Origin of the sequence: Labrys methylaminiphilus subsp. lupini (assembly GCF_051161885.1) — a bacterium.
GTDB lineage: Bacteria > Pseudomonadota > Alphaproteobacteria > Rhizobiales > Labraceae > Labrys.
Genome location: NZ_JBMDIH010000001.1, coordinates 4142671 through 4164151 on the forward strand (window position 1 = coordinate 4142671; position 21481 = coordinate 4164151).

Genomic DNA, 21481 nt, shown 5'->3' on the forward strand with positions numbered 1-21481 from the left:
GAGCAGGCCGGAAGCCTGCGATCCCAGGTCAGTACGCATCCGCATTGTCGATGTTGAAGTTGTAGAGCGTACGGGCGGAGCCGTAACGCTTGAACTCCTCTGGCTTGGCGTCGGAAAAGCCCGCCTTGGCCAGCAGCCCTGCCAGGATTTCGAGATGCTCGGGGCGCATCTCCTTCTCGATGCAGTCGGCTCCCAGGCTCTTGACCTTGCCGCGCACGAACAGCCGGGCCTCATAGATGGAATCGCCCAGGGCGTCGCCGGCATCGCCGCAGACCACCAGATTGCCGGACTGGGCCATGAAAGCGGACATGTGGCCGATATTGCCCTTCACCACGATGTCGATGCCCTTCATCGAGATGCCGCAGCGCGAGGAGGCATTGCCCTCGATCACCAGGAGGCCGCCCTTGCCGGTGGCGCCGGCATATTGGCTGGCATCGCCCTTGATGCGGACCTCGCCCGACATCATGTTCTCGGCCACGCCGGGGCCAGCCGAGCCGTGCACGACCACGGTGGCTTCCTTGTTCATGCCGGCGCAGTAATAGCCGACGCTGCCCCTGACATCGATGCGCACAGGCGCGTCGACACCGACGGCCAAAGCGTGCGAGCCCTTTGGATTGCTCACCTCCCAGGAGGTGGCGTTGGTACCGGCCTTCAGAGCATGCAACGCCTGATTGAGCTCGCGCAACGGCGTCTTGGCCAGATCGATCTTCTCAACGTCCACACTCACGCTCGCGACCTTTTTCGCAAGTTGATCCATGCCTCAGCGCTCCCAGAAGTAAACGGTGGCGGGCTCGGGCTCCCACACCTTGGCATCCTCGATGCCGGGCAGGTTCACCAGAGCGCGATATTCGGAACCGAAGGCGACATACTGATCCGTCTCGGCGAGCACGGCCGGCTTGCACGCGACAGGATCGCGCACGACACCGAAGCCGTCCTTGGTGCCGACCACGAAGGTGTAGAAGCCGTCGAGATCGTCGAGCCCCTTCTCCATGGCATCGCCCAGGTTGAGACCCTGATTCATGCGCCAGGTCAGATAGGCGGCCGCGACCTCGGAATCATTCTCGGTCTCGAAGGTCATGCCGTCATGCTTAAGCTCGCGGCGCAGATTGTTGTGATTGGACAGCGAGCCATTATGGACCAGGCACTCGTCGGCACCGGTCGAGAACGGGTGGGCACCGAGCGTGGTCACCGCCGATTCCGTCGCCATGCGGGTGTGGCCGATGCCGTGGCTGCCGGTCATCTCCGCCAGGCCGAAGCGCTTGGCGACCTCGGTGGGATAGCCCACCTCCTTGTAGATCTCGATCGCCTCGCCGGCACCCATGACGCGGATCGAAGGCCGCTCCGCCTTGATTGCCCCGCGCGCCGCTTCCGCCTTGTCGGCATCGAGGGTGAGGACAGCGTGGGTGTCCTTCGGCGTGATGGAGACCTTGCCACCGACAGCCTTCTCGACCAGGGCCGCGAGCCCGTCGAAATCCTTGGCCGCATCCGGCGACTGCACGGTGATCTTGGCTTTGCCGGCTTGCGGCGCGCCATAGATCGCGAACCCGGCCGAATCCGGGCCGCGGTCGCACATGGTGGCGAGCATACCGGACAGGAGCGCACCCAATTGTGGCTCCAGGCTCTTATCCTTCAGAAACAGGCCGACAATGCCACACATAGCACGGGTCCTTCATGCGATTGATTTTAGGGAGGCTAGCAATTTCCTGAGGCGCCAGCAATATCCACCTGAACATTTTTTTCCTGTGAGGAATATTTTTTAGGAATCGGATTTTCCTGACAGGAAACTAGGTGAAAAACCAGGGACTCAAGCCTGATGACGCCAGCGCTCCCAGCGCAGGCGTGCCACCCGATAGGCATCCGGAACCGAAAGCGCCCAGACGAAGAGCCCCCCGGCCATCCGACCGATCGGAGACGTCTCCGGCGTCGACAGATGCCAGCTCAGGAAAGCAAACAGGAGCGTGAAGAAAGCAAACCCCAGCCCGCGCATCTGGCGGCCGAGGGCGACATGGCCGACCCCCGGCAGCACCACGGCAAGTATGAGGATGACATAGGGGTGAAAGGGTTTCACGAGCATGGCTGCGGCCACGGCGGCCTCCTCGGGCGGTGATTCAAGCATGACGATTACGGTCTGATCGTCATTGCGGACATCGTTGTAATTCTTGGCGACTCCGCCCAATCGCAAAACCGTTCGCGAACAGCCTCTTAGGCCCGCTGTCCGCGCGTTTCGGGCAGTTGCGCCAGCATCGCCGCGGGCAACAGCGTTCGGGCGATCTCCTCCAAACCGTCATAAAGCCGCATGAACAGAGCGGGATCGAAGCGTTCGTCGCCAAAGTCACATTGGCGCAGCAGCAGATGCTGGCCCCGGTTTCCCTCGGCGGCCTGGAAGATTACCCTGAGGCCGGCCGGCATCACCAGCACTTCCTTGACCCTGGCGTCGGCCATGAGGTCGGCAACGGCCCGCTCCGCCTGGGCCAGGAAAGCAGCGCCGCGGCGCCGGCCTCGCACCATCACGTCCTCGGGCAAGCCGATCGGCGGCTCGAGACGCACGGGCAGATCGGGCGTGCGTGCATAGAATTCGCTGCCGGAAGGGCGCGCCAGCGCACCGAAAGCGGCACCATCAGGCAGCGGCGTCATCACTGTTAGTGATAGCCAGAGCTGCGGCAAGCGCCGCAGCGTCATGGTGTCGGGTAGCAATTCCACCACAACGCGGCGGCCGGCGATCTCGCCGGCGAGGCGGGGGAAACCTGCGACGCCATCCACCTGTTCCGCCCGCTCGAACAGCGGGCGGCAATCGGCCAGCAGGGCCTTGCGCCGGCGCCAGAGCGCCGACCTCTCGCGGTTGACCAGCCAGAACAGGCCGGCAAGCCCCGCCACGATGATGATGAGGAACGCAAAAGTAGTCATGCTGGCCGCCTCCTCATCGCCTCAATATCCCCTGGGCTTGGGCCAGGGCATGGTGAACTGGTCGCCCCGCCGCACGAATTTATAGCGGTGGAAGGCGAACCACATCGAGACCACGATATAGAACACCATCATGGCAATGAGCTGGGTGCCGTAGCCCAGGAACACCGCGAAATAGGCGGTCGAGCACAGCACGAACAGCACGATCGCCGGCAGCGGATGCATGGGATGCACATAGCCACGCTTGATGGTGCCGATCGGCCATTTCGAGCGGAACATCGTGATGTTGAAGGTCATGAAGGAATAGCCGAGCAGGCCCGACAGGATCGAGAAGGTCACCACCTGGTCGAGCGGCGCTCCCAGGGCGAAGATCAGGGCGATCGGCACCAGGAAGAAGATCGACCGGAAGGGCGTGCGGTATTTGGGATGCACCGCGCCGAACCAGGCCGGCATGTAGCGGTCGCGCCCCATGGAGAACCAGGCGCGCGAGGCGTCGTTAATGCAGCCATTGGCCGAGGCCAGCGTGGCGAAGATTGTGCCGACGAAGAGCAGGACCATCAGCCCGGTCGAGCCGGTCATGCGGGCCGCGTCGAACAGCGGCGTGGTGGCCTGGCCGAGATATTCCCAAGGCATCAGGCTGACGCAGACATACCAGGTCATGGCGGCGGCGATCAAAAGGGTGATCATGCCGAGCATGGTGCCGAGCGGCAGCGAGCGTGCGGGAGAGCGCACCTCTTCAGCCGCCTGGCAGGTGCCTTCGATGCCCAGATAGAACCACAGGCCGAAATGCAGCGAAGCAACCACGCCGAGCCAACCATACGGCAAGCCAGACAGCAATTCTCCGGGCTTGAGCAGGTCTTCCGACCAGGGCTTGGCGCCGATGAACAGGAAGACGATGGCAAGAAAGGCGATGGCCGTGATCACCAGGTTGAAGGTGAGCGTGGCATAGACGCCGCGATAGTTCAGCAAGGCGAGGCCCATGATGGTCAGCACAATGAAGGGCTTGTCATGCACCCCTTCGAAGCCCGCCATGCCGCCGACTGTCTGGATCAGATAGCCGGCCGTGATCGCATTGGCCGCTTCCAGCATGGTATAGGCCATTACCAGGAAGAGGCCGACATTGAAGGCCATCAGCGGCCCGACGATATGCTTGGCCTGCGCATATTGGCCACCGGCCGCGGCAACCGTCGAGGTCACTTCGGAATCGATCATGGCGACGCAGGTATAGAGCAGCCCCGCCGTCCAGCAAGCGATCAGCGCCGCGAGGGCACCGCCCTTGCCGACGGCGAAGTTCCAGCCCATGAACTCGCCGACCAGCACGATGCCGACCCCGAGCGCCCAGACATGGGCGGGGCCGAGCACACGCAACAGCGAGATCTTCTCGCCATGGATGACGGTGTGCTGGACGTGCGCCTGCGCCCCCGTCGCATTGGAGGTGATCTCACTCATTGGGCGCCCCTGTGCGTTGGGTCGATGATCAGTTCATCTTCGATTTCGCCTTCGCGGGAAGACATCAACATGTCCTCGGAATAGGCGGCATTGGTCTTGATGAGATCGTAAAGCAACCAGGCGCCGATCAGGATCGAGATCGCCCAGGCGGCATATTCGAGAAGTTGGAATGCATTCATGGTGCCGCCCTCACTTGTCGTCGAAGCGTTCGGCGATCACGTCCCGGTATTCCTTGTCCGAGAAATAGATCAGGAAGCCGAAATAGATCACGATGATCGCCGCGGTGAGCAGGAAGGCCGGCAGCGAGAAGGAATAGTCGAAACGCGAGGCGATGATCGGCGCCGCCGTCTCGGCGGTGAAGCCGAGCTTCTCCCAGAGCGACTGGGCGAGCGACGATTGGCCCATGCCGGTCCAACTCTTGTCGGCGAAGGCGATATCCATCTTGCCGCCACCTGCGAGGCCGAAAAAGATGGGCGCGAACAGGCTGGCGACCACCAGGACGAGGAGGACGAGTGAATCGATGATCTGGCCGAACGCCGATTGCTCGGGCGGCTGATAGGGGGTCTTGGCAGAGGGGGCTTTGGCCATGTCAGGTCCTCACCGCTTGTTCTTCTTCATTTCGTCGATGTAGTGGAGGTCGAGCCCGTAGAGATGCTGCTTGTCCTCGTGGTAGTGACGCACCAGCGCGGCGATTGCAGCTGTGTTGAACAGCAGCACGAGGCTGCCGGCGACGAGCAAGGCGACGGTGACGCCTGTCGAACCGGTGTCGGGCATGATCTTGAAAAAGACGAATAAGAGGATGAGCCAGAGAACGCCGACGGCGGCGAAGGCCCAAGCGCGGTCGCGGCGATACATCACCTCGATCCGCGGATCTTCCGATCCCGGTGTCATAGATATTTCCTCCCGATTACAGCCTCTTGCGGGTTCGCTTTTGTTACTGAGAGGCAATTTGTTTTTATACCAGGAAAGTCTGCGCCCGTTGCGCGGCCGCTGTCAAGCGCTTGTCTGACAAAAAACTTCGCATTCACGACACTTTTTGGCTGATTCAGGCCATTTTTGCAGTCGTTTAATGCTCGGAAAATTTCTTGCACTTCAGGAAGACCCGCCGCAAGATCGCTGGGAGCAGGAGGCGGGCATGAGGGTCCACTGCAGTTTGCGCGAGCGCAGACCGCGCCGGGAGCGGGCGGGCGATTCGTCAATGGTGCTCGCGCGATCGCAGGCAGGACCGCCACCGCGGGGCAGAAATGCCGCCTCGCGCATCCCCGGCTTCAAAAATCGTAGCTCTTTGTCTGGAATCCCGACCTATGCTCGCCATATTGGCGGGATAACGGGCGGCATCCAGCTTGTCGCTCGGTGGGCCGCACGGTATTTTTCAAGCGTCAGCCCAATGCAGCCAGTGACTTGGCGGCGATACAGCTGGGCAGCCGCCACTGGGTTGCCTTCATACGAGCCGGAACAACTCGTCTCTCCTTGGGGGAGAACGTGTTTTTTCTGCCGCCGGCCGAGTGCTCGAAGTCTAGAACTACGGGCTGCGAGGCGAATGGGAATGAGCGAAGGGGGCATGCCAAGCGCCAGCCCCTCTGCGCAGGGACGTGAAAGGAGCGAGCATGACGAAGCGGGTGGTTACGCCGGCTGTCAGGACAGTGCCGACGCACGCCGCCGGGCGTGGAGACCAGACGGTCATTGCCCCGACATTGGGTCCCCGTTATGCCGATCCGATCGATCCGGGTGACGGCGAGGGCCTGTTCTCCGATGCCTTCCCCACCCGCGAGCTGCCGCCTGCCTCCGCCTTTCCCGGCCAGGATCCGCATGCACTCGGCGGCGCGCGCGACAATATCCTGGAAGTGGCGATCGGGCGCGAGGTTCGCTCTTTCCGCAACAAGCTCGGCATTACGGTCGCCGACCTCGCCGCCGCGACGGGCCTGTCGCTCGGCATGCTCTCCAAGATCGAGAACGGCGTGACCTCGCCGTCGCTCACCACGCTGCAGACCCTGTCGCGCGCGCTCGGCGTGCCGGTGACCGCCTTCTTCCGCCGCTTCGAGGAACGCCGCGAAGCCGTGTTCGTCAAGGCGGGCGAAGGCCTGCTTATCGAGCGGCGAGGCACGCGCGCCGGCCATCAATACCGCCTGCTCGGCCACAATGCCGGCAATACCGGCCGCGTGGTGGTCGAACCCTATGTCATCACGCTGACGGAAGAATCCGACGTCTTCCCGCTGTTCCAGCATTCCGGCCTGGAGTTCATCTACATGCTGGAAGGCGAGGTGATCTACCGTCACGCCGACAAGCTCTACCACCTCACGCCCGGCGACAGCCTGTTCTTCGACGCCGATGCCCCGCACGGCCCGGACGAGATGCGGCAATTGCCGATCCGCTTCCTGTCGATCATCTCCTATGCGAAGGATGAGGTGTAGGGCGCCTCGCTATCCGCGACCCGCAGCCGTCTTTGGTGCATCAAGGAAGGAACCGAGCGGCAGGCCACGCAAGAAGCTCATCGCCACCGTGATGCAGAGAATGAGCGAGGCACCGTGAAGGCTGAAAGGCAATTTCAGGTGGCGCTCGAGCCATTCCCCTCCCAGGCAACTGGTGATCTGAAGCGCGCAAAGCATCCCGAAAACAAGTCTGGAGCGTGTCACCAAACCAGCCTGTGCGCCATCACGAAGCCAAGTTCGCATGTAGGCAAAGCAAAAGAGTGGAAGCAGTACGGCGAGCAAAAACAGGCGAACCGGGCGTCCATAGCCCAGCCACGCATAGGCTGTATCGACCGATGGGCCCAACGCCAGAAACAGTGACATGACATAGCCCAGAACGATATTGGCAAGCAGCGGCGGCCAGATCAGTGCCAGGCTCGCCGTCCTGGCGGATAGGATCGCCTCGTGGTTCGAGGCCGCCTGAGGTCCGACATCGAGATAGGTCTGATCGACAAGCAGCAAGTTCACGATGACGGCTGCAAGGCATATGGCCAACAGGAAGCCGGCCAAGATCAACCAGATATCAGTCCCCACCCAGCCGGTCTGCGTCAGGTCCACCAGCTGCGCCGCATTCTTCGGGAAGCTTGAAACGATACCGGCCGCCCAGACCAGCCAGAAACCGTTGCCAAGTCCCAGCAAGGTGATGCGATCGACGAGCCACCACAGCAGGACACAGCCTCCGAGCAAGGTTGCGATCGTCGCCAGGACGAAACCGCCTTGTGCTTCGGCGACGAGATTGGCTCCCTGTTGCAACGCCACCGCCACGCCACAGGCCTGAAAGACGGCGATCACGACGGCAACGAGACGCGCATAATCGTTCAGCTTGAACATGTTGTCGGCAGATGCCCTCTGCCATCGCGCCAGCCCTGGAAACAGCAGTTTTGCCATCTCCAGATAGGCCAGCACCGCGAAGAGCGGATTGAGGCCGAGAGCAAAGATGGAAATCTGCTTCAGCATTCCATGGCTGAAGGGCCCGAATAGCGACTCCATCGCCTCCTGGCTCAATCCCGGAAGCGAGATGGCGTTACCCAGCCTGCATAGCGCCAGAAGCAACACCAGCAATGTCAGGCGAAACCATAATCGTCTGCCACCTAGCGCAACCATGCCAGCCCCTTCCAGCCCATGGTCGTATCCTGCTCCAGTGCCCCATCCTCGGCAAGGCGCCCGCCACAAGCTGCCCGAGCATTCGACTTGACAACGGCGACCTTCACAGCCGAAACTCATTTGTATACGAACGATTTTCCGCCTTTTCAGCCTGCCTGCGGCGGTTTGCGCCCTCTCCCAGCAGCCATGACGCTGGACCGCGAGGACGCGAGCCGACACAGTTCAAGAATCATAAAGCCTCCAACATCCAGAGCGGAGACCCTGAATGCGGATCTTGTCTCGACTGGCCCTCGCCGGCACCGTTGCCGTGACCTTGTTCACCGCCCTTCCTTCCCTAGCGGCCGACAGCATCAAGATCGGCGAGATCAATTCCTATTCCGGCCTGCCCGCCTTCACCGAGCCCTACCGCAAGGGCTGGCAGCTCGCGCTGGAGGAGATCAACGCCGCCGGCGGCATCAACGGCAAGCCGCTCGAAGTGATCTCCAAGGACGATGGCGGCAAGCCGGCCAGCGCCATCACCGCCGCCAACGAGCTCACGTCGAGCGACGGCGCGGTCATGCTGATGGGCACCTTCTTCTCCAATGTCGGCTTGGCCGTCTCGGACTTCGCCAAGCAGAAGAACGTGATGTTCCTGGCGGCCGAGCCGCTGACGGACGCCATCACCTGGTCGAAGGGCAATGCCCAGACCTTCCGCCTGCGTCCCTCCAACTACATGCAGGCGGCGATGCTGGCGGAGGAAGCCGCCAAGCTGCCGGCGAAGAACTGGGCCACTGTGGCGCCCAATTACGAATATGGCCAGTCGGCCGTGACCGTGTTCAAGCAGATCCTCAGTGCCAAGCGCCCCGACGTGAAATGGGTAGGCGAGCAATGGCCGACACAGGGCAAGATCGATGCCGGCCCCGTGGTGGAAGCGCTGATCGCCACCAAGCCGGATGCCATTCTCAATGTCACCTTCGGCGGAGACCTGGTAAAGTTCGTGCGCGAGGGCTCGACCCGCGGCTTGTTCAAGGACCGGGCGGTGGTGAGCTTCCTCACCGGCGAGCCGGAATATCTCGCTCCCCTCAAGGACGAAGCGCCGACGGGCTGGATCGTCACCGGCTACCCATGGAACGCCGTGAAGACACCGGCGCATGAGGCTTTCCTGAAGGCCTATCAGGCCAAATACAACGACTATCCCCGCCTCGGCTCGATCGTCGGCTACGTCACCATGAGGGCCGCCGCTGCCATCCTCGCCAAGGCCGGCTCGACGGAGACGGAGGCCTTGATCAAGGCGGCGGAAGGCCTGCCGCTGGATACCCCGTTCGGCCCGATCAGCTTCCGCGCCATCGACCATCAATCGACCATGGGCGCCTTCGTCGGCAAGACGGCCGTGCAGGACGGCAATGGCGTGATGACTGATTTCGTCTATCGCGACGGCAAGGACTATCTGCCGGATGACGCCACGGTGAAGGGCATGCGGCCGGCCCAGTAAGGAAGACCAAGCCGAGAAGGGCGCGATATGCCTCCTCCACGAAGCAGGGGGAGGCGAATTGCGCTCCAGGTGACAGGTCGAGAACCCCCTGATCCGAGGTCTTCGTGGGAACCATCATCGCCCAATTCCTGAGCGGCCTGGCCGGGGCCGCTTCCCTGTTCCTGGTCGCGTCGGGCCTGTCGCTGATCTTCGGCGTCACCCGCATCGTCAATTTCGCCCATGGTGCCTTCTACATGCTGGGCGCCTATATCGCCTGCACGCTCGCCAACGCCTGGTCCGGCCCGCTCGGCTTCTGGCTTGCTCTGCCGGCTGCCGTGGTAATCGTGGCCGTCCTGGGCGGGTTGCTGGAGATGACGCTGCTGAGAAGGATCTACCGGGCGCCGGAACTGTTCCAGCTGCTCGCCACCTTCGGTGTCACGCTGGTGGTGCAGGACCTCGTTGTGATCGTCTTCGGTGCCGACGACCTGCTCGGGCCGCGCGCGCCGGGATTGAAGGGCGCGGTCGAGATCGCCGGGAAGGCCATTCCCAGCTATGACCTTTTCCTCATCGCCATGTCGCCGCTGGTGCTCGGCCTGATCTGGCTGCTGCTCAACCGCACCCGTTGGGGCATCCTGGTGCGTGCCGCCACGCAGGATCGCGACATGGTCGCCGCTCTCGGCGTCAACCAGAAATGGCTGTTCACCGGCGTATTCATGCTCGGTGTCGGCCTCGCCGCGCTCGGCGGGGCCCTGCAGATCCCACGCGATGCCGTGACCCACCAGATGGACCTCGCCATCATCGTCGAGGCCTTCATCATCGTGGTCACCGGCGGGCTCGGCTCCATCGTGGGAGCACTCGTCGCCGCCATCCTGATCTCCGAGCTCAACGCTTTCGGCATCCTTGCCTTCCCCAAGATCTCCATCGTGCTGATCTTCCTGGTGATGGCGGTGGTGCTGGTGGTCAGGCCCTGGGGGCTGTTCGGCAAGCCGACAAGCCCGCAGCGCACCGCTCCAGGCCTCACGACACAGCCCTGGCAGCCCATGCGCATTTCCGGACGGCTGGTCGCGGCAGCCGCCATTGCCCTGGCGGCCCTGCTTCCGCTCGGCGCCAGCCCCTATGTGCTGTCGGTCGGCAGCGAGATCCTGATCTTCGTGCTTTTCGCGGCCAGCCTGCAGTTCCTGGTCTCGGTGGGCGGCCTCGTCTCCTTCGGCCATGCCGCATTTTTTGGCCTGGGCAGCTATGGCGCCGCTTTGCTGACGACGATGCTGGGTTGGCCGATGGAAGCCGTGCTTCTGGTCGCGCCCCTGCTGGCGCTGGCGGGGGCGGTGCTCTTCGCAGGCTTCGCGGTCCGGCTCTCTGGCGTCTATCTCGCCATGCTCAGCCTCGCCTTTGCGCAGATCTGCTGGTCGATTGCCTCGCAATGGGTCGATTTCACCGGCGGCGACAATGGCATCTTGAGCGTGTGGCCGGCAACATGGGCGTCGAAGTCCTGGGCCTTCTACGAGTTGACATTGGTTCTGGCCATGCTGGGTGTCGGCCTGCTCAGGCTCGCTACCTTCGCGCCTTTCGGCTTCATGCTGCGGGCCGTGCGCGATTCCGACCTGCGTGCCGAAGCGGTCGGCATTGCCAAGGCGCCGGTGCAATGGGCCGCCTTCGTGCTGGCCGGCCTGCTGGCCGGTGTTTCCGGCGCCCTGTTCGCCTTCCTGAAAGGCAGCGTGTTCCCCGACGCGTTCGGCGTCACCACCTCGGTGGACGGGCTGGTGATGGTGCTGCTTGGCGGCATGGGCAGCGTCTCCGGCGCCGTGCTCGGTGCCGGCGTGTTCAAGACCCTGTCGATCTGGCTGATGAGCGCAACCGACTATTCCAAGCTCGCCATCGGCCTGTTCATCGTCGCCGTCGTGGTGCTGCTGCCGCGTGGTCTGGCGGGCCTGCGCGATCTCCTGCCCACCAAGGAGAATCGGCCATGACGGCGCTGCTGGAGGTCCGGGGGCTCGCCAAGACCTATGGCGGGGTCGAAGCGGTGAAGGACGTGTCACTCACTGTCGCGGCGGGCGAAATGGTGGCGCTGATCGGCCCCAACGGCGCCGGCAAGAGCACCTGCTTCAACATGATCCACGGCCAGATCAAGCCCGATCGCGGCTCCATCCGCCTGTTCGGCCGTGAGACGGCCGGGATGCGGCCCGCCGCAATCTCCCGCCTCGGTGTCGGGCGCACCTTCCAGATCACCGCCACCTTCGCCTCCATGCGCGTGATCGAGAACCTTCAGGTCGCTCTGGCGAGCCATGACGGCATCATTTGGCGGCGCTTTTCCCGCCTCGACCGCTACAAGCGAGCAGAGGCCCAGGCCCTGCTCGATCTCGTCGGCATCGGCGCCCTGGCCGATCATCCCTGTGCCGAACTCGCCTATGGCGATCTCAAGCGGCTGGAACTGGCCGTGGCTCTTTCCAACGAGCCGCGCCTTCTCCTGATGGATGAACCGACGGCCGGCATGGCGCCTGGTGCGCGCATCGCCATGATGGCCCTGGCAGCGGGCATCGCCCGTGGGCGCGGCATCGGCATCCTGTTCACCGAGCACGACATGGACGTGGTGTTCGAGCATGCCGACAGGCTCCTGGTGCTCGATCGCGGCCGCCTGATCGCCGCGGGCGACGCCGAGACCGTGCGCAACGACCCGCAAGTGCGCGCCGTCTACCTTGGCGATGGCACGGTCTTCGCGCCCGCCGGGACTCATGCGGAGGAACAGACCCGATGAAGCTGGAGATCGCCGACCTCGACAGTTTCTATGGCCCCGCCCACATCCTGCACCAGGTCAGCCTCGAGATCAGACAGGGCGAGGTCGTGGCCTTGCTCGGCCGCAACGGCGCCGGCAAATCCACCACCTTCCGCTCGATCATCGGGCTGGTCGCCGACCGGCGCGGCGCCATCCGCCTCGACGGCGCCGACATCATCCGCCTACCCGTCTACGAGATCGCCCGCCTTGGCATCGGCTATGTACCGGAGGATCGCCGCATCTTCACCGACCTGACGGTCGCCGAGAATCTGGAGGTGGGCCGCCGACCGCCCCGCCAGGGCCTGAAACCCTGGACGCCTGAACGGCTCTACGAGCTCTTTCCCAATCTTGCCGCCATGCCGGGCCGGCTGGGCGGGCGGATGAGCGGCGGCGAGCAGCAGATGCTGACCATCGCTCGCACCTTGATGGGCAATCCCGCCATCCTGCTGCTGGACGAGCCCTCCGAAGGCCTCGCGCCCAAGATCGTCGAGGACATGGCGCGTGCCATCCTGCTTCTCAAGCAAGAGGGGCTGTCGATCCTGCTCTCCGAGCAGAATCTGCATTTCGCCCGCCTGATCGCCGATCGCGCCTATGTCATCGAGAGCGGCGTGATCCGTTATTCCGGTACGATGGCGGCACTGGAAGCCGACAGTGCCGTGCAGACGGAGTATCTGGCGTTGTAGCCGCGCCAAAATGGGCGTATATACCGACCCGTATATACGCCCATTGGGATTGGCGATGCCACACTACGCCAAGGTTTTTCGCTCCGGGAATTCCCAGGCCGTCCGCCTGCCAAAGGAATTCCGCTTCCAGGTCGACGAGGTCGAGGTCATCCGGGAAGGCGATGCTCTCATCCTGCGCCCCCGTGCCGACCCCGCCCAGAACTGGGCCTCCCTGCGGGCGGCTCTCGAACTCGGTTTCAGCAACGACTTTCTGGCTGACGGCTGCGAAGAGCCAGCGACGCCGGATCGGCCTGGGCTCGACGAGTTCTTCGAATGATCCGCTACCTCATCGACACCAACGCGATTATTGCTCTCAAGAACCAGCGTTCACGCGTATTGCTCGATCGCATACTGGCCTGCAGGCCGGGCGAGATCGCCCTTTCCACCATTGGCCTACATGAACTCTATTACGGCGCCTATCGCAGCCAGAAGATCGACCGCAATCTCGAGGTCATCCGCCTGATCAAGCGCGATTTCGAGGTTCTCGACCTCGATGACGGCGATGCCCGCGAAGCCGGTGATATCAGGGCCGCTCTGGCGGCGGCTGGAACGCCGATCGGGCCCTATAACCTGCTGATAGCCGGGCAAGCTATCGCCCGATCGCTGACTCTGGTGTCGAATAATGTGGGCGAATTCAGCCGGATTCCAAAGCTCAGCCTGGAAGACTGGACGCTGCCGTCGCCAACGGGCTTTCACGAATCCTGAGGCGCAAGCCCGCCTGTCCTCCTTCAGGTCCGCGCTCCCCTCGCTCACAAGCTACATCGGAAAAAAGTTGAACGCTCGGGAATAAAACCCCGATCGCCGTGATCTGGATCGGCATGGGCTGCCGGCAGCCCCTTTCAGCATCCGGAGCGAGAGATGATCCATTCCCACAATACACCTTCTCCAGATGGAGATGGAGACGGTGCCGGCCGTCGCCGCCGCGCGGACCTGTTTGGATTGCCTCCGGCCGCCCGCCTCTACCGCCATGCCTTGGCGCGCCTCGCCCTGCAATTCGCCCTGCTGTCCCTACCCGCCTTGGTCGGCGCCCGCTGCCCTCTCCAAGCAACCGCAGACAACTTCGCCTTCGCGCAGGCCCGGGATTTCAGCTATTCCTGTTCCCGGCCCACGCCGATGACCGGCAAAGTCGCGATGCGGTGGGCTACGCATTGATCGAACTAGGGTTGGGGCGGGAAGGACGAGTGGCGATGACGGCGCATGCCGGCACGAATCCCGACACGCCATGGCTGCTGCCATCTATCCGGCGGCTGGCTGCATGGTGGCATGGCGTCTGGGCCATGGCCGCAACCGGGCAACCTTCCGCCCGGGCGGCCGGGAATGCCGAAACGCTCGCCCGATTCCAGGCCGTGATACTGCCCCATCTCGACGCTGCGCATAATCTGGCACGTTATCTCTGCCGTGATGCCGACATCGCCGAGGACATCGTGCAGGAGGCTTTCCTGCGCGCCTTTCGCGGCTTTGCCGACTATCGCGGTGGCAGCGCGCGCGCCTGGCTGCTGACCATCGTGCGCAATTGCCATCGCTCCTGGTGGCAGGCGCGCCAGCGCAGCATCCATACCGAACCGCTCGATGATGGCGAAGGCGGGGAAGAACGCACCGACCTGCCGCATGACGAGGCGAGCCCGGAAGCCACCTTGCTGCAGGGCGCCGAAGCGGGTGAGATCCGCGAGGTTCTCGACGGCCTGCCCGAAGTCTTTCGCGAGATCCTGGTCCTGCGCGAAATGGAGGATCTGTCCTATCGGGAGATCGCGGACACCATAGTGGCCCCCATGGGCACGGTGATGTCGCGGCTTGCCCGCGCGCGGGCTTTGTTCGCCGCGGCGTGGAAAAGCCGGCAGGCGGGTCTGGGGGAGGAGGCATGAGCATGCCAGAAACATCCCACCAGGACTGGGACAAGCTGCTACAGCTCTATGCCGATGGCGAACTCGACGCTGCCAACGCCATGCGGGTGGAGGACCATCTCACCGGCTGCCCCGTCTGCAACGCGCGACTTGCCGAAATCGAGGCGATCCGGGCAATGATCACCCAAGATGGCGTGCGCTGGCCGGCCTCCGCAACCTTGCATGGCCGAGTGGCCGCGGCCCTGCGCCGCGAAGCCGGTGCTCCCCGGACTTCCACCCTCGCCGGCCTCGACTGGCGCCTGTTTGTCGACCGTTTCACGCGCTGGAGCCTACTGCCTTCGCTGGCCGTCCTGGCCGCCTGCGCGCTGTTCGTGACGATGCGGCCGCAACCGGGCCCGTCACTGGAAGACGAGCTGATTTCCAGCCATGTCCATTCCTTGCTCGCCAACCACCTGACCGACGTCGCCACCTCCGACCAGCACACTGTCAAGCCCTGGTTCAACGGCAAGATCGATTTCTCGCCGCCGGTGATGGATCTTAAGACCCAGGGCTTCCCGCTGGTCGGCGGGCGTGTGGACTATCTCAATGGCCGGGTGGTCGCCGCGCTGATCTATCGGCGCAGCGGCCATGTCATCAATCTCTTCATCTGGCCTGATACGGACGCCCCTGCCCCAGCCGGCGAGCGCGAGGGCTACACGCTCCTGAACTGGACCCAGGCAGGGCTGAATTTCTGGGCGGTTTCCGACCTGAACCAAGCGGAGTTGAAGCAATTCCAGCAGGATTTCGTCGAGGCCTCACCGAAATGAGGGCTGTACTTCGGCCCACCAACGCTGGATGCCCGGGTCCCCCCCCCCCGGGCATGAGCATATCTGGAGCCTGCTATCCTACCGCGCGGCGGTAGAGATGCCAGGTCGCATGTCCCAGCACCGGCATGGCGACGATCAGGCCGAGCAGTGCGGGTAGCGAGCCGAGCACCAGGGCGCAGGCGACGATGAAACCCCAGGCCAGCATCGGGCCAGGATTGGCGCGCACCACATCCACCGATGTCCTGACCGCGGTGCCGATCCGCACCTTGCGGTCGAGCAGCATGGGAAAGGACACCACACTGATCGCCAGGACCACCAGGGCGAACAGGAAGCCGGCTCCCACGCCGAGCACGATCATCGCCCAGCCGGCGCCGGTGGTGAAGACATCCGAGACGAAGGCGGAGACCGAGACCGGCAGGGCCGGGCCGAGCGTATAGCGATAGATCAGTGCGGCGACACCGAGCCAGAGCGCGAAGATCACGGCCAGGATCAGGCTGAGCCCAAGGATGGCACCGAAATTGGGTGATCGCGCCACGTCGAGCGTATGCGCCCAGGTGGCCTCGAGACCCTGCTCGCGGCGGCGGCTCATTTCGTAGAGCCCGATCGCAGCAACCGGGCCGACCAGGGCAAAGCCCGATACCAGCGGGAAGAGCATTGGCAGCATGCCGTTGCCGAAGGCGAACTGAGCCAGTACCAGGCCGGCCAGCGGATAGATCAGGCCGATGAAGATGACGTCGGTGCGATAAGCGCCGAAATCCTGGAAGCCCTTGATCAGGACCTCGCGCAGATCAGCAAAACCGATCTGGCGGACGACGGGCGTCGAGGTCTCGAACTGGGCGGCGGGGCGATGCAGGGTGGTACCGAGGGCGCCCACGCCATTGGCGGCGCCGCGGACGGCATCGATACCCCATTCGATGGGATTTCTGATCGTCATGGTCCTACTCCCGAAAGGAATTTCGAGAGGCCGCAACCGAAGTGGGAAGCGTCGAACGGGGATATCGACGCGGGAACAACCACGACGAACACGACCTGGAGAGCCGCGACAATACGCCTCATGAGGGCGAATGTCAGCCTCCTATCTCGCCCCGGTCCTGTCACTTGCGCGTGTGCTTGCCGCCCGCCCGGCCGTCGGTAAGAGTGGGCCTTCGGAACAGCATCGGATTCGCCAATGATCACACTTCTCGCACTATCCGGCAGCCTTCGCTTTGGCTCGTCGAATACCGTGCTGCTCGAAGCGGCGGGGTTGCTGGCGCCGGCCGGCATGCGGATCGAGCCCTATCATGCCATCGGCACGCTGCCCCATTTCAACCCGGATCTCGACGGTGATAATCCGCCCGAGGCTGTTACAGCCCTGCGGCGCCAGGTCGGCGCCTCCAACGGCCTCCTGATCTCCTGCCCGGAATATGCCCGCGGCATTCCGGGCTCCTTCAAGAACGCTCTCGACTGGCTGGTCGGAAGCTTCGAATTTCCGGGCAAGCCGGTCGCCCTGTTCAATGCCTCCCCGCGCGCCAGCGACGCGCAGGCGGCCTTGCGCCTGGTCTTGACCACGATGTCGGCCCGCATCGTCGAGGAAGCCTCGATCACGCTGCCTTTGCTGGCGTCCAGGCTGGACGCCGCCGGCATGGCCGGGAACGCCGAGATCGCTACGTCGGTCATGGCCGCACTGACGGCCCTCGCGCGGACGATCGAAGCCTCCGTACAGACGGAGTAGGGAGGCCCCGGCTAACTCACCCGTACCAGCCGACGGACATCGGCCTCGAGCTGGCGTGTCAGGGCCTTACGATCGGTGGTGGCGTCGCAGGCGATCGCTTCGCCCCAGTTCACCACCGCGTCGATCGGCGGACCGGAGAGAATGCCGACGAGATGCGGCGCCAGATCCATGTCGCCGATCCAGACGACCTCCTTCATCGCCCCGCGCCCGATCGGCAGCCCGCCGCGCTTGGCATAGCGCAAGGCGAGCGGCTGCACGTAGGCGGCGGCCTCGCCGCCATCGAGCGCCTCGCGCGCCGCCCCCACCAGAGCCGAGCGGAAGGGCAGCACATGCACCCCGTCACCGGTGGTGCCTTCGCCGAACAGCACCATGGCATCGCCCGACTTCAGCCGGGCACCGATGGCGGCGGTGGCGTGGCCGGTCTTGTGGCGGCGTTCGCGCTCGATGAAAACCGAACGCTGCAGCCGGGCGAACAGGCCGATCACCGGCCAGCCGCGCACCTCGCTCTTGGCGATGAAGGACAGGGGAGCCAGGGCGCCGAGCACCACGATGTCGAGCCAGGAGACATGGTTGGCGACGATCAGCAGCGGCCGTTGCCGAGCCTGGACGCCGTTGACGGCAACCTTGACGCCGATGATGGCGAGCACGCTGCGATGGAAGAACACCGGCAGGCGGCGGGCGAGCGCCCAGTCCCGTTTCACGGCCAGCCATTGCAGCGGGATCAGGGGCAGGGCCAGCAAGGCGACGGCAGCAATACGACAGATCGCCTTGAGGCGCATGGGAAGGCATCCGGGGAATCGGGGCCTTCATAGGCGAAAGCTGGGGTGGAGGGCAAATGGGGCTCGCCGGGTGCGCGGACGTCCCTGCCCATAGGCGCTAACTTTGGGTGGTGGCACCAGATCGACCATTTTGGAAATGTCGAGCCAGATAGAGGACAAAGGTGGTCGATCTCGCTCCATCAATTGATGGAGCTGTGGAGATCGACCCTCCACGCTACCCGCGCCTCCGGCCGCAAAATTAGCGCCTATGGGCTGGAAGCCTGCGATCCCAGGAAATTTACTCCGCCGCGGTCATCAGGCCGGACTTCTTCTCGGCGGCGATAGCGGGCACATCCGGCGCGGACGGCTGCACGTCGTGCTGCTCAGGTTCGGGCAGGACGTCGTCGGTGCGTGCCGGCAGATCCTCCGGCTTGCGGGAAAACCAGCCGGCGACACGGTCAAGGGCGAGGTAGACCACCGGCGTGATGTAGAGGGTGAGCATTTGCGACACGATCAGGCCGCCGACCACGGTGACGCCGAGCGGCCGGCGCAGTTCGGCACCGGCGCCATGGCCGAGGGCGATCGGCAGCGCACCGAGGATGGCAGCGAGCGAGGTCATCATGATCGGGCGGAAGCGCAGCACCGCCGCCTCTACGATGGCCTCCTTGGCGGAAAGGCCTGCCGAGCGGCGCTGCACGGCGAAGTCCACCATCATGATGGCGTTCTTCTTGACGATACCGATCAGCATGATCAGGCCGATCATGGCGATGATGGAGAGGTCCATAGAGAACATCTGCAGGGTCAAAAGAGCCCCAATACCGGCCGTCGGCAGGCCCGACAGGATGGTGATCGGGTGGATGAAGCTCTCATAAAGAATGCCGAGCAGGATATAGACCACCAGCACCGCGGCGAAGAGCAGGAGCGGCATGCTGGCCAGGGAATCCTGGAACTGCTGCGCCGTGCCCTGGAACTGCGTGGAAATCGTCTTGGGAATGTCGAGCTCCGCCGTCGCCTGCTGGATGGCGTCCACCGCCTGGCTGAGTGCGACGCCGGGCTGGAGGTTGAAGGAGATCGTCACCGAAGGCAGCTGGCCGATATGGGAGAGCGAGACGGCCGACGGCTTTTGCTCGACTCGCGCCACGCTGTCGAGCGGGATCAGCACTCCCGAGTTCGAGCGAACATTGAGCTTTCGCATCAGGTCCTGCGGCGAGCTGTAGGCCTGGCTCGCCTCCAGGATCACTTCATAGGTATTTTCGGGCGCATAGATGGTCGAGACCTGGCTGGTGCCATAGGCCGAATAGAGCGCGGAGCGGATCTGGTCGACGGTGATGCCCAGCTTGGCGGCATTGTCACGGTCGATCGAGACGACGGCGTCGCGCGCCTTGATCTGCAGGTCGGAATTGACGCCAGTGATGCCCGGAATCTGGGTCATGCGCGTTTGCAGCTTCTGGGCGTTGGCCCTGAGCTCATCGACGTCGGGCGACATCAGGGCGTATTGATACTGGCTGCGCGAGCGGGTGGCGCCGATATTGATCGACTGCACCGCCTGGAAATAGGTGTTGATGCCCGGCACCTTCGCCGCTTCCTGGGAGAGGCGCTTGATCACCACATCGATCGGGTCCTGGCGTGCCGGCTTGTCGCGCAACTGGATATTCATGGAGCCGGAGCTGATCTGGCTGGTCGCTCCGCCGCCGATGCTCGACAGGATGGAGACGACGTCGGGATCCTTGCGCAATTCGGTGACGACGGCCTGCTGGCGCGCCATCATGGCCTCGAAGGAGACATCGTCGGGGCCTACCGTCGAGACGCTGACAAAGCCCATGTCTTCCTGCGGGAAGAAGCCCTTGGGGATGTTGACGAACAGGATGGCGGTAACGACGAAGGTCGCTGCCGTGACGGTGAGCATGAAGCCAGGCGAATTGACCGCCCAGCGCACCGTGAGGGCATAGCCCCTGGTCAACCAGTTGAAGCCGGCCTCGAACAGGCGCAGCAGCAGCCCCGGACGCTTTTCCTCCTGATGCTCCTTGATCAGCCGCGAGCACAGCATCGGTGTCAGCGTCAGCGAAACCACGCCGGAGATCAGGATGGCGATGGCCATGACATAGCCGAATTCGGAGAACATCCGCCCGACGATGCCGCCCATGAAGATCACCGGGATGAACACGGCGATCAGCGACAGCGTCATCGCCAGGATGGTGAAGCCGACTTCGCGCGAGCCGATCAGAGCGGCCGCGAAGGGCTTCTGACCCAGTTCGACATGGCGGACGATGTTCTCCAGCATGACGATGGCGTCGTCGACCACGAAGCCCACGCACAGCGTCAAGGCGAGCAGGGAGATGTTGTCGATCGAAAAGCCGAGCACATACATGCCCGCAAAGGTGCCGATCAGCGAGATCGGCAGGGCGATGGCCGGGATCAGGGTGGCCCGCGCGCTGCGCAGGAAGAAGTAGATCACCATGATCACCAGCAGGATCGACAGGCCCAGTGTGAACTCGACGTCCTCCACCGCGGCGCGGATCGGCACGGAGCGATCCAACAGCATGTCGAGGCTGACGCCGACCGGCAGGCTTTCGCGGATCTTGGGCAGGGTGTTCTTGACCGCGTCGACCACGGCGACCGTGTTGGCGTCAGGCTGGCGCTGGATGGCGATGATGATGCCGCGGGTATCGTTGCGCCAGGCTGCGGTCTTGTCGTTCTCCACGCTGTCGACGGCCCGCGCCACATCCTGCAGCAGCACGGGGGCGCCGTTCTTGGACGACACCACGATCGGCATATAGCCCTTGGCATAGCGGATCGGGCCGGTGGCATCGAGGATGAGGTTGCGGCCGTTATTGCTGGTCGAACCGACCGGCGTGTTGGAATTGGCGGCCGCAACGGCCTTCTGCACATCGTCGAGGGTCAGGCCACGCGCAGTGAGCTGGTCGAGGTCCGCCTCCACCCGCACGGCATATTGCTGCGAACCCCAGATATTGACCTGGGCGACGCCCGGCAACGTCGCCAGCAGCGGCTGAATGTTGGACTGGGCGAAGCGGTCGATATCCGATGTGCGCGCCTGGTCGGAGGTCAGCGCCATGAAGATCACCGGCTGGTCGGCCGGGTTGACCTTCCTGAAGCTTGGCGGTGTCGTCATCTCGTTCGGCAACTGGCGCTGCGCCGTAGCAATCGCCGCCTGCACGTCCAGCGCCGCGCCGTCAACGTTGCGGTTGAGGTCGAACTGCAGGACGATCTGGGTCGAGCCGAGATAGGAGGTCGACGACATCGTCGAGATGCCGGAGATCGCCGAGAACTGCTTCTCGAGAATGGCGGCCACCGAAGACGCCATGGTTTCGGGGCTGGCGCCCGGCAGGGTCGCGGTCACGGAAATGGTTGGGAAATCGACGCGTGGCACGGCCGCCACCGGCAATTGCCGGTAGCCGAACCAACCGGCCGCAATGAAGGAGACCATCAACAGGATGGTCATGACCGGGCGGCGGATGCACAGTTCCGAAAGCAACGGCTTGT

General features: G+C 63.9%; 23 protein-coding genes. 11 read left to right on the top strand and 12 right to left on the bottom strand.

What is annotated here, in order from left to right; translation table 11 throughout:
- Window positions 1-28: 28 nt before the first annotated feature.
- The 8 genes from ACN6KF_RS19560 to ACN6KF_RS19595 form a co-directional block, all read right to left on the bottom strand.
- Window positions 29-757 (bottom strand): GltB/FmdC/FwdC-like GXGXG domain-containing protein, encoded by a 729-nt coding sequence (locus ACN6KF_RS19560; protein WP_149253346.1) that lies wholly within the window; start codon window positions 755-757, stop codon window positions 29-31.
- A gap of 3 nt (window positions 758-760) precedes the next feature.
- Window positions 761-1657, bottom strand: coding sequence for a class II glutamine amidotransferase (locus ACN6KF_RS19565; RefSeq protein WP_434958448.1), 897 nt, complete (start codon window positions 1655-1657; stop codon window positions 761-763).
- Window positions 1658-1804: 147 nt separating this feature from the next.
- Entirely contained in the window at window positions 1805-2074 is a 270-nt protein-coding gene (locus tag ACN6KF_RS19570; RefSeq protein WP_434959714.1) for a hypothetical protein, read from the bottom strand.
- A 128-nt stretch (window positions 2075-2202) separates the two neighbouring features.
- Window positions 2203-2904 carry a hypothetical protein gene (locus tag ACN6KF_RS19575; protein WP_434958449.1) on the bottom strand — a complete coding sequence of 234 codons (702 nt, stop codon included), beginning with the start codon at window positions 2902-2904 and terminating at the stop codon, window positions 2203-2205.
- Window positions 2905-2925: 21 nt separating this feature from the next.
- Complete coding sequence (locus tag ACN6KF_RS19580; protein ID WP_434958450.1) at window positions 2926-4350, bottom strand: APC family permease; 1425 nt, start codon at window positions 4348-4350, stop codon at window positions 2926-2928.
- Window positions 4347-4529: a hypothetical protein gene (locus tag ACN6KF_RS19585; RefSeq protein ID WP_434958451.1), complete on the bottom strand. Its 183-nt coding sequence runs from the start codon at window positions 4527-4529 to the stop codon at window positions 4347-4349. The genes ACN6KF_RS19580 and ACN6KF_RS19585 overlap by 4 nt, the downstream gene beginning before the upstream one ends.
- A gap of 10 nt (window positions 4530-4539) precedes the next feature.
- Window positions 4540-4938 (bottom strand): hypothetical protein, encoded by a 399-nt coding sequence (locus ACN6KF_RS19590; protein WP_434958452.1) that lies wholly within the window; start codon window positions 4936-4938, stop codon window positions 4540-4542.
- A gap of 9 nt (window positions 4939-4947) precedes the next feature.
- Window positions 4948-5241, bottom strand: coding sequence for a hypothetical protein (locus ACN6KF_RS19595; protein ID WP_434958453.1), 294 nt, complete (start codon window positions 5239-5241; stop codon window positions 4948-4950).
- Window positions 5242-5957: 716 nt separating this feature from the next.
- On the opposite strand from ACN6KF_RS19595, the gene ACN6KF_RS19600 reads away from it, so the two are divergent.
- Entirely contained in the window at window positions 5958-6761 is an 804-nt protein-coding gene (locus ACN6KF_RS19600; RefSeq protein WP_434958454.1) for a helix-turn-helix domain-containing protein, read from the top strand.
- Between the two features lie 9 nt (window positions 6762-6770).
- On the opposite strand, the gene ACN6KF_RS19605 is transcribed toward ACN6KF_RS19600, so the two are convergent.
- On the bottom strand, window positions 6771-7874 hold the full coding sequence (locus tag ACN6KF_RS19605) for a hypothetical protein (protein WP_434958455.1): 1104 nt from the start codon (window positions 7872-7874) through the stop codon (window positions 6771-6773).
- Between the two features lie 313 nt (window positions 7875-8187).
- On the opposite strand from ACN6KF_RS19605, the gene ACN6KF_RS19610 reads away from it, so the two are divergent.
- From ACN6KF_RS19610 to ACN6KF_RS19650, 9 genes are all read left to right on the top strand, one after another.
- Window positions 8188-9393 carry an ABC transporter substrate-binding protein gene (locus ACN6KF_RS19610; protein ID WP_434958456.1) on the top strand — a complete coding sequence of 402 codons (1206 nt, stop codon included), beginning with the start codon at window positions 8188-8190 and terminating at the stop codon, window positions 9391-9393.
- Window positions 9394-9497: 104 nt separating this feature from the next.
- Entirely contained in the window at window positions 9498-11339 is a 1842-nt protein-coding gene (locus tag ACN6KF_RS19615; protein WP_434958457.1) for an ABC transporter permease, read from the top strand.
- Window positions 11336-12124 (top strand): ABC transporter ATP-binding protein, encoded by a 789-nt coding sequence (locus tag ACN6KF_RS19620; RefSeq protein WP_434958458.1) that lies wholly within the window; start codon window positions 11336-11338, stop codon window positions 12122-12124. The genes ACN6KF_RS19615 and ACN6KF_RS19620 overlap by 4 nt, the downstream gene beginning before the upstream one ends.
- On the top strand, window positions 12121-12825 hold the full coding sequence (locus tag ACN6KF_RS19625; protein ID WP_434958459.1) for an ABC transporter ATP-binding protein: 705 nt from the start codon (window positions 12121-12123) through the stop codon (window positions 12823-12825). Before ACN6KF_RS19620 ends, ACN6KF_RS19625 begins: the two co-directional genes overlap by 4 nt.
- Window positions 12826-12880: 55 nt before the next feature.
- Window positions 12881-13141 carry an antitoxin gene (locus tag ACN6KF_RS19630; protein ID WP_434958460.1) on the top strand — a complete coding sequence of 87 codons (261 nt, stop codon included), beginning with the start codon at window positions 12881-12883 and terminating at the stop codon, window positions 13139-13141.
- On the top strand, window positions 13138-13569 hold the full coding sequence (locus ACN6KF_RS19635) for a type II toxin-antitoxin system VapC family toxin (protein ID WP_434958461.1): 432 nt from the start codon (window positions 13138-13140) through the stop codon (window positions 13567-13569). The genes ACN6KF_RS19630 and ACN6KF_RS19635 overlap by 4 nt, the downstream gene beginning before the upstream one ends.
- Window positions 13570-13722: 153 nt before the next feature.
- Window positions 13723-14016, top strand: coding sequence for a hypothetical protein (locus ACN6KF_RS19640; RefSeq protein WP_434958462.1), 294 nt, complete (start codon window positions 13723-13725; stop codon window positions 14014-14016).
- 35 nt (window positions 14017-14051) lie between these two features.
- Complete coding sequence (locus ACN6KF_RS19645; RefSeq protein WP_434958463.1) at window positions 14052-14726, top strand: sigma-70 family RNA polymerase sigma factor; 675 nt, start codon at window positions 14052-14054, stop codon at window positions 14724-14726.
- Between the two features lie 2 nt (window positions 14727-14728).
- The gene (locus ACN6KF_RS19650; RefSeq protein WP_434958464.1) at window positions 14729-15511 is read left to right on the top strand and encodes an anti-sigma factor family protein; all 783 of its coding nucleotides are present in this window, start codon (window positions 14729-14731) and stop codon (window positions 15509-15511) included.
- 73 nt (window positions 15512-15584) lie between these two features.
- On the opposite strand, the gene ACN6KF_RS19655 is transcribed toward ACN6KF_RS19650, so the two are convergent.
- The gene (locus ACN6KF_RS19655) at window positions 15585-16445 is read right to left on the bottom strand and encodes a DUF2189 domain-containing protein (RefSeq protein WP_434958465.1); all 861 of its coding nucleotides are present in this window, start codon (window positions 16443-16445) and stop codon (window positions 15585-15587) included.
- A gap of 234 nt (window positions 16446-16679) precedes the next feature.
- Here ACN6KF_RS19655 and ACN6KF_RS19660 point away from each other — a divergent pair, with 234 nt between their 5' ends.
- Window positions 16680-17222 (top strand): NADPH-dependent FMN reductase, encoded by a 543-nt coding sequence (locus ACN6KF_RS19660; RefSeq protein ID WP_434958466.1) that lies wholly within the window; start codon window positions 16680-16682, stop codon window positions 17220-17222.
- Between the two features lie 11 nt (window positions 17223-17233).
- On the opposite strand, the gene olsA is transcribed toward ACN6KF_RS19660, so the two are convergent.
- Together olsA and ACN6KF_RS19670 are read right to left on the bottom strand one after the other, a co-directional pair.
- On the bottom strand, window positions 17234-18001 hold the full coding sequence (gene olsA / locus ACN6KF_RS19665) for a lyso-ornithine lipid O-acyltransferase (protein ID WP_434958467.1): 768 nt from the start codon (window positions 17999-18001) through the stop codon (window positions 17234-17236).
- 277 nt (window positions 18002-18278) lie between these two features.
- A complete protein-coding gene (locus ACN6KF_RS19670; protein ID WP_434958468.1) occupies window positions 18279-21473 on the bottom strand; it encodes an efflux RND transporter permease subunit in 3195 nt (1064 codons plus the stop codon).
- Window positions 21474-21481: the final 8 nt, after the last annotated feature.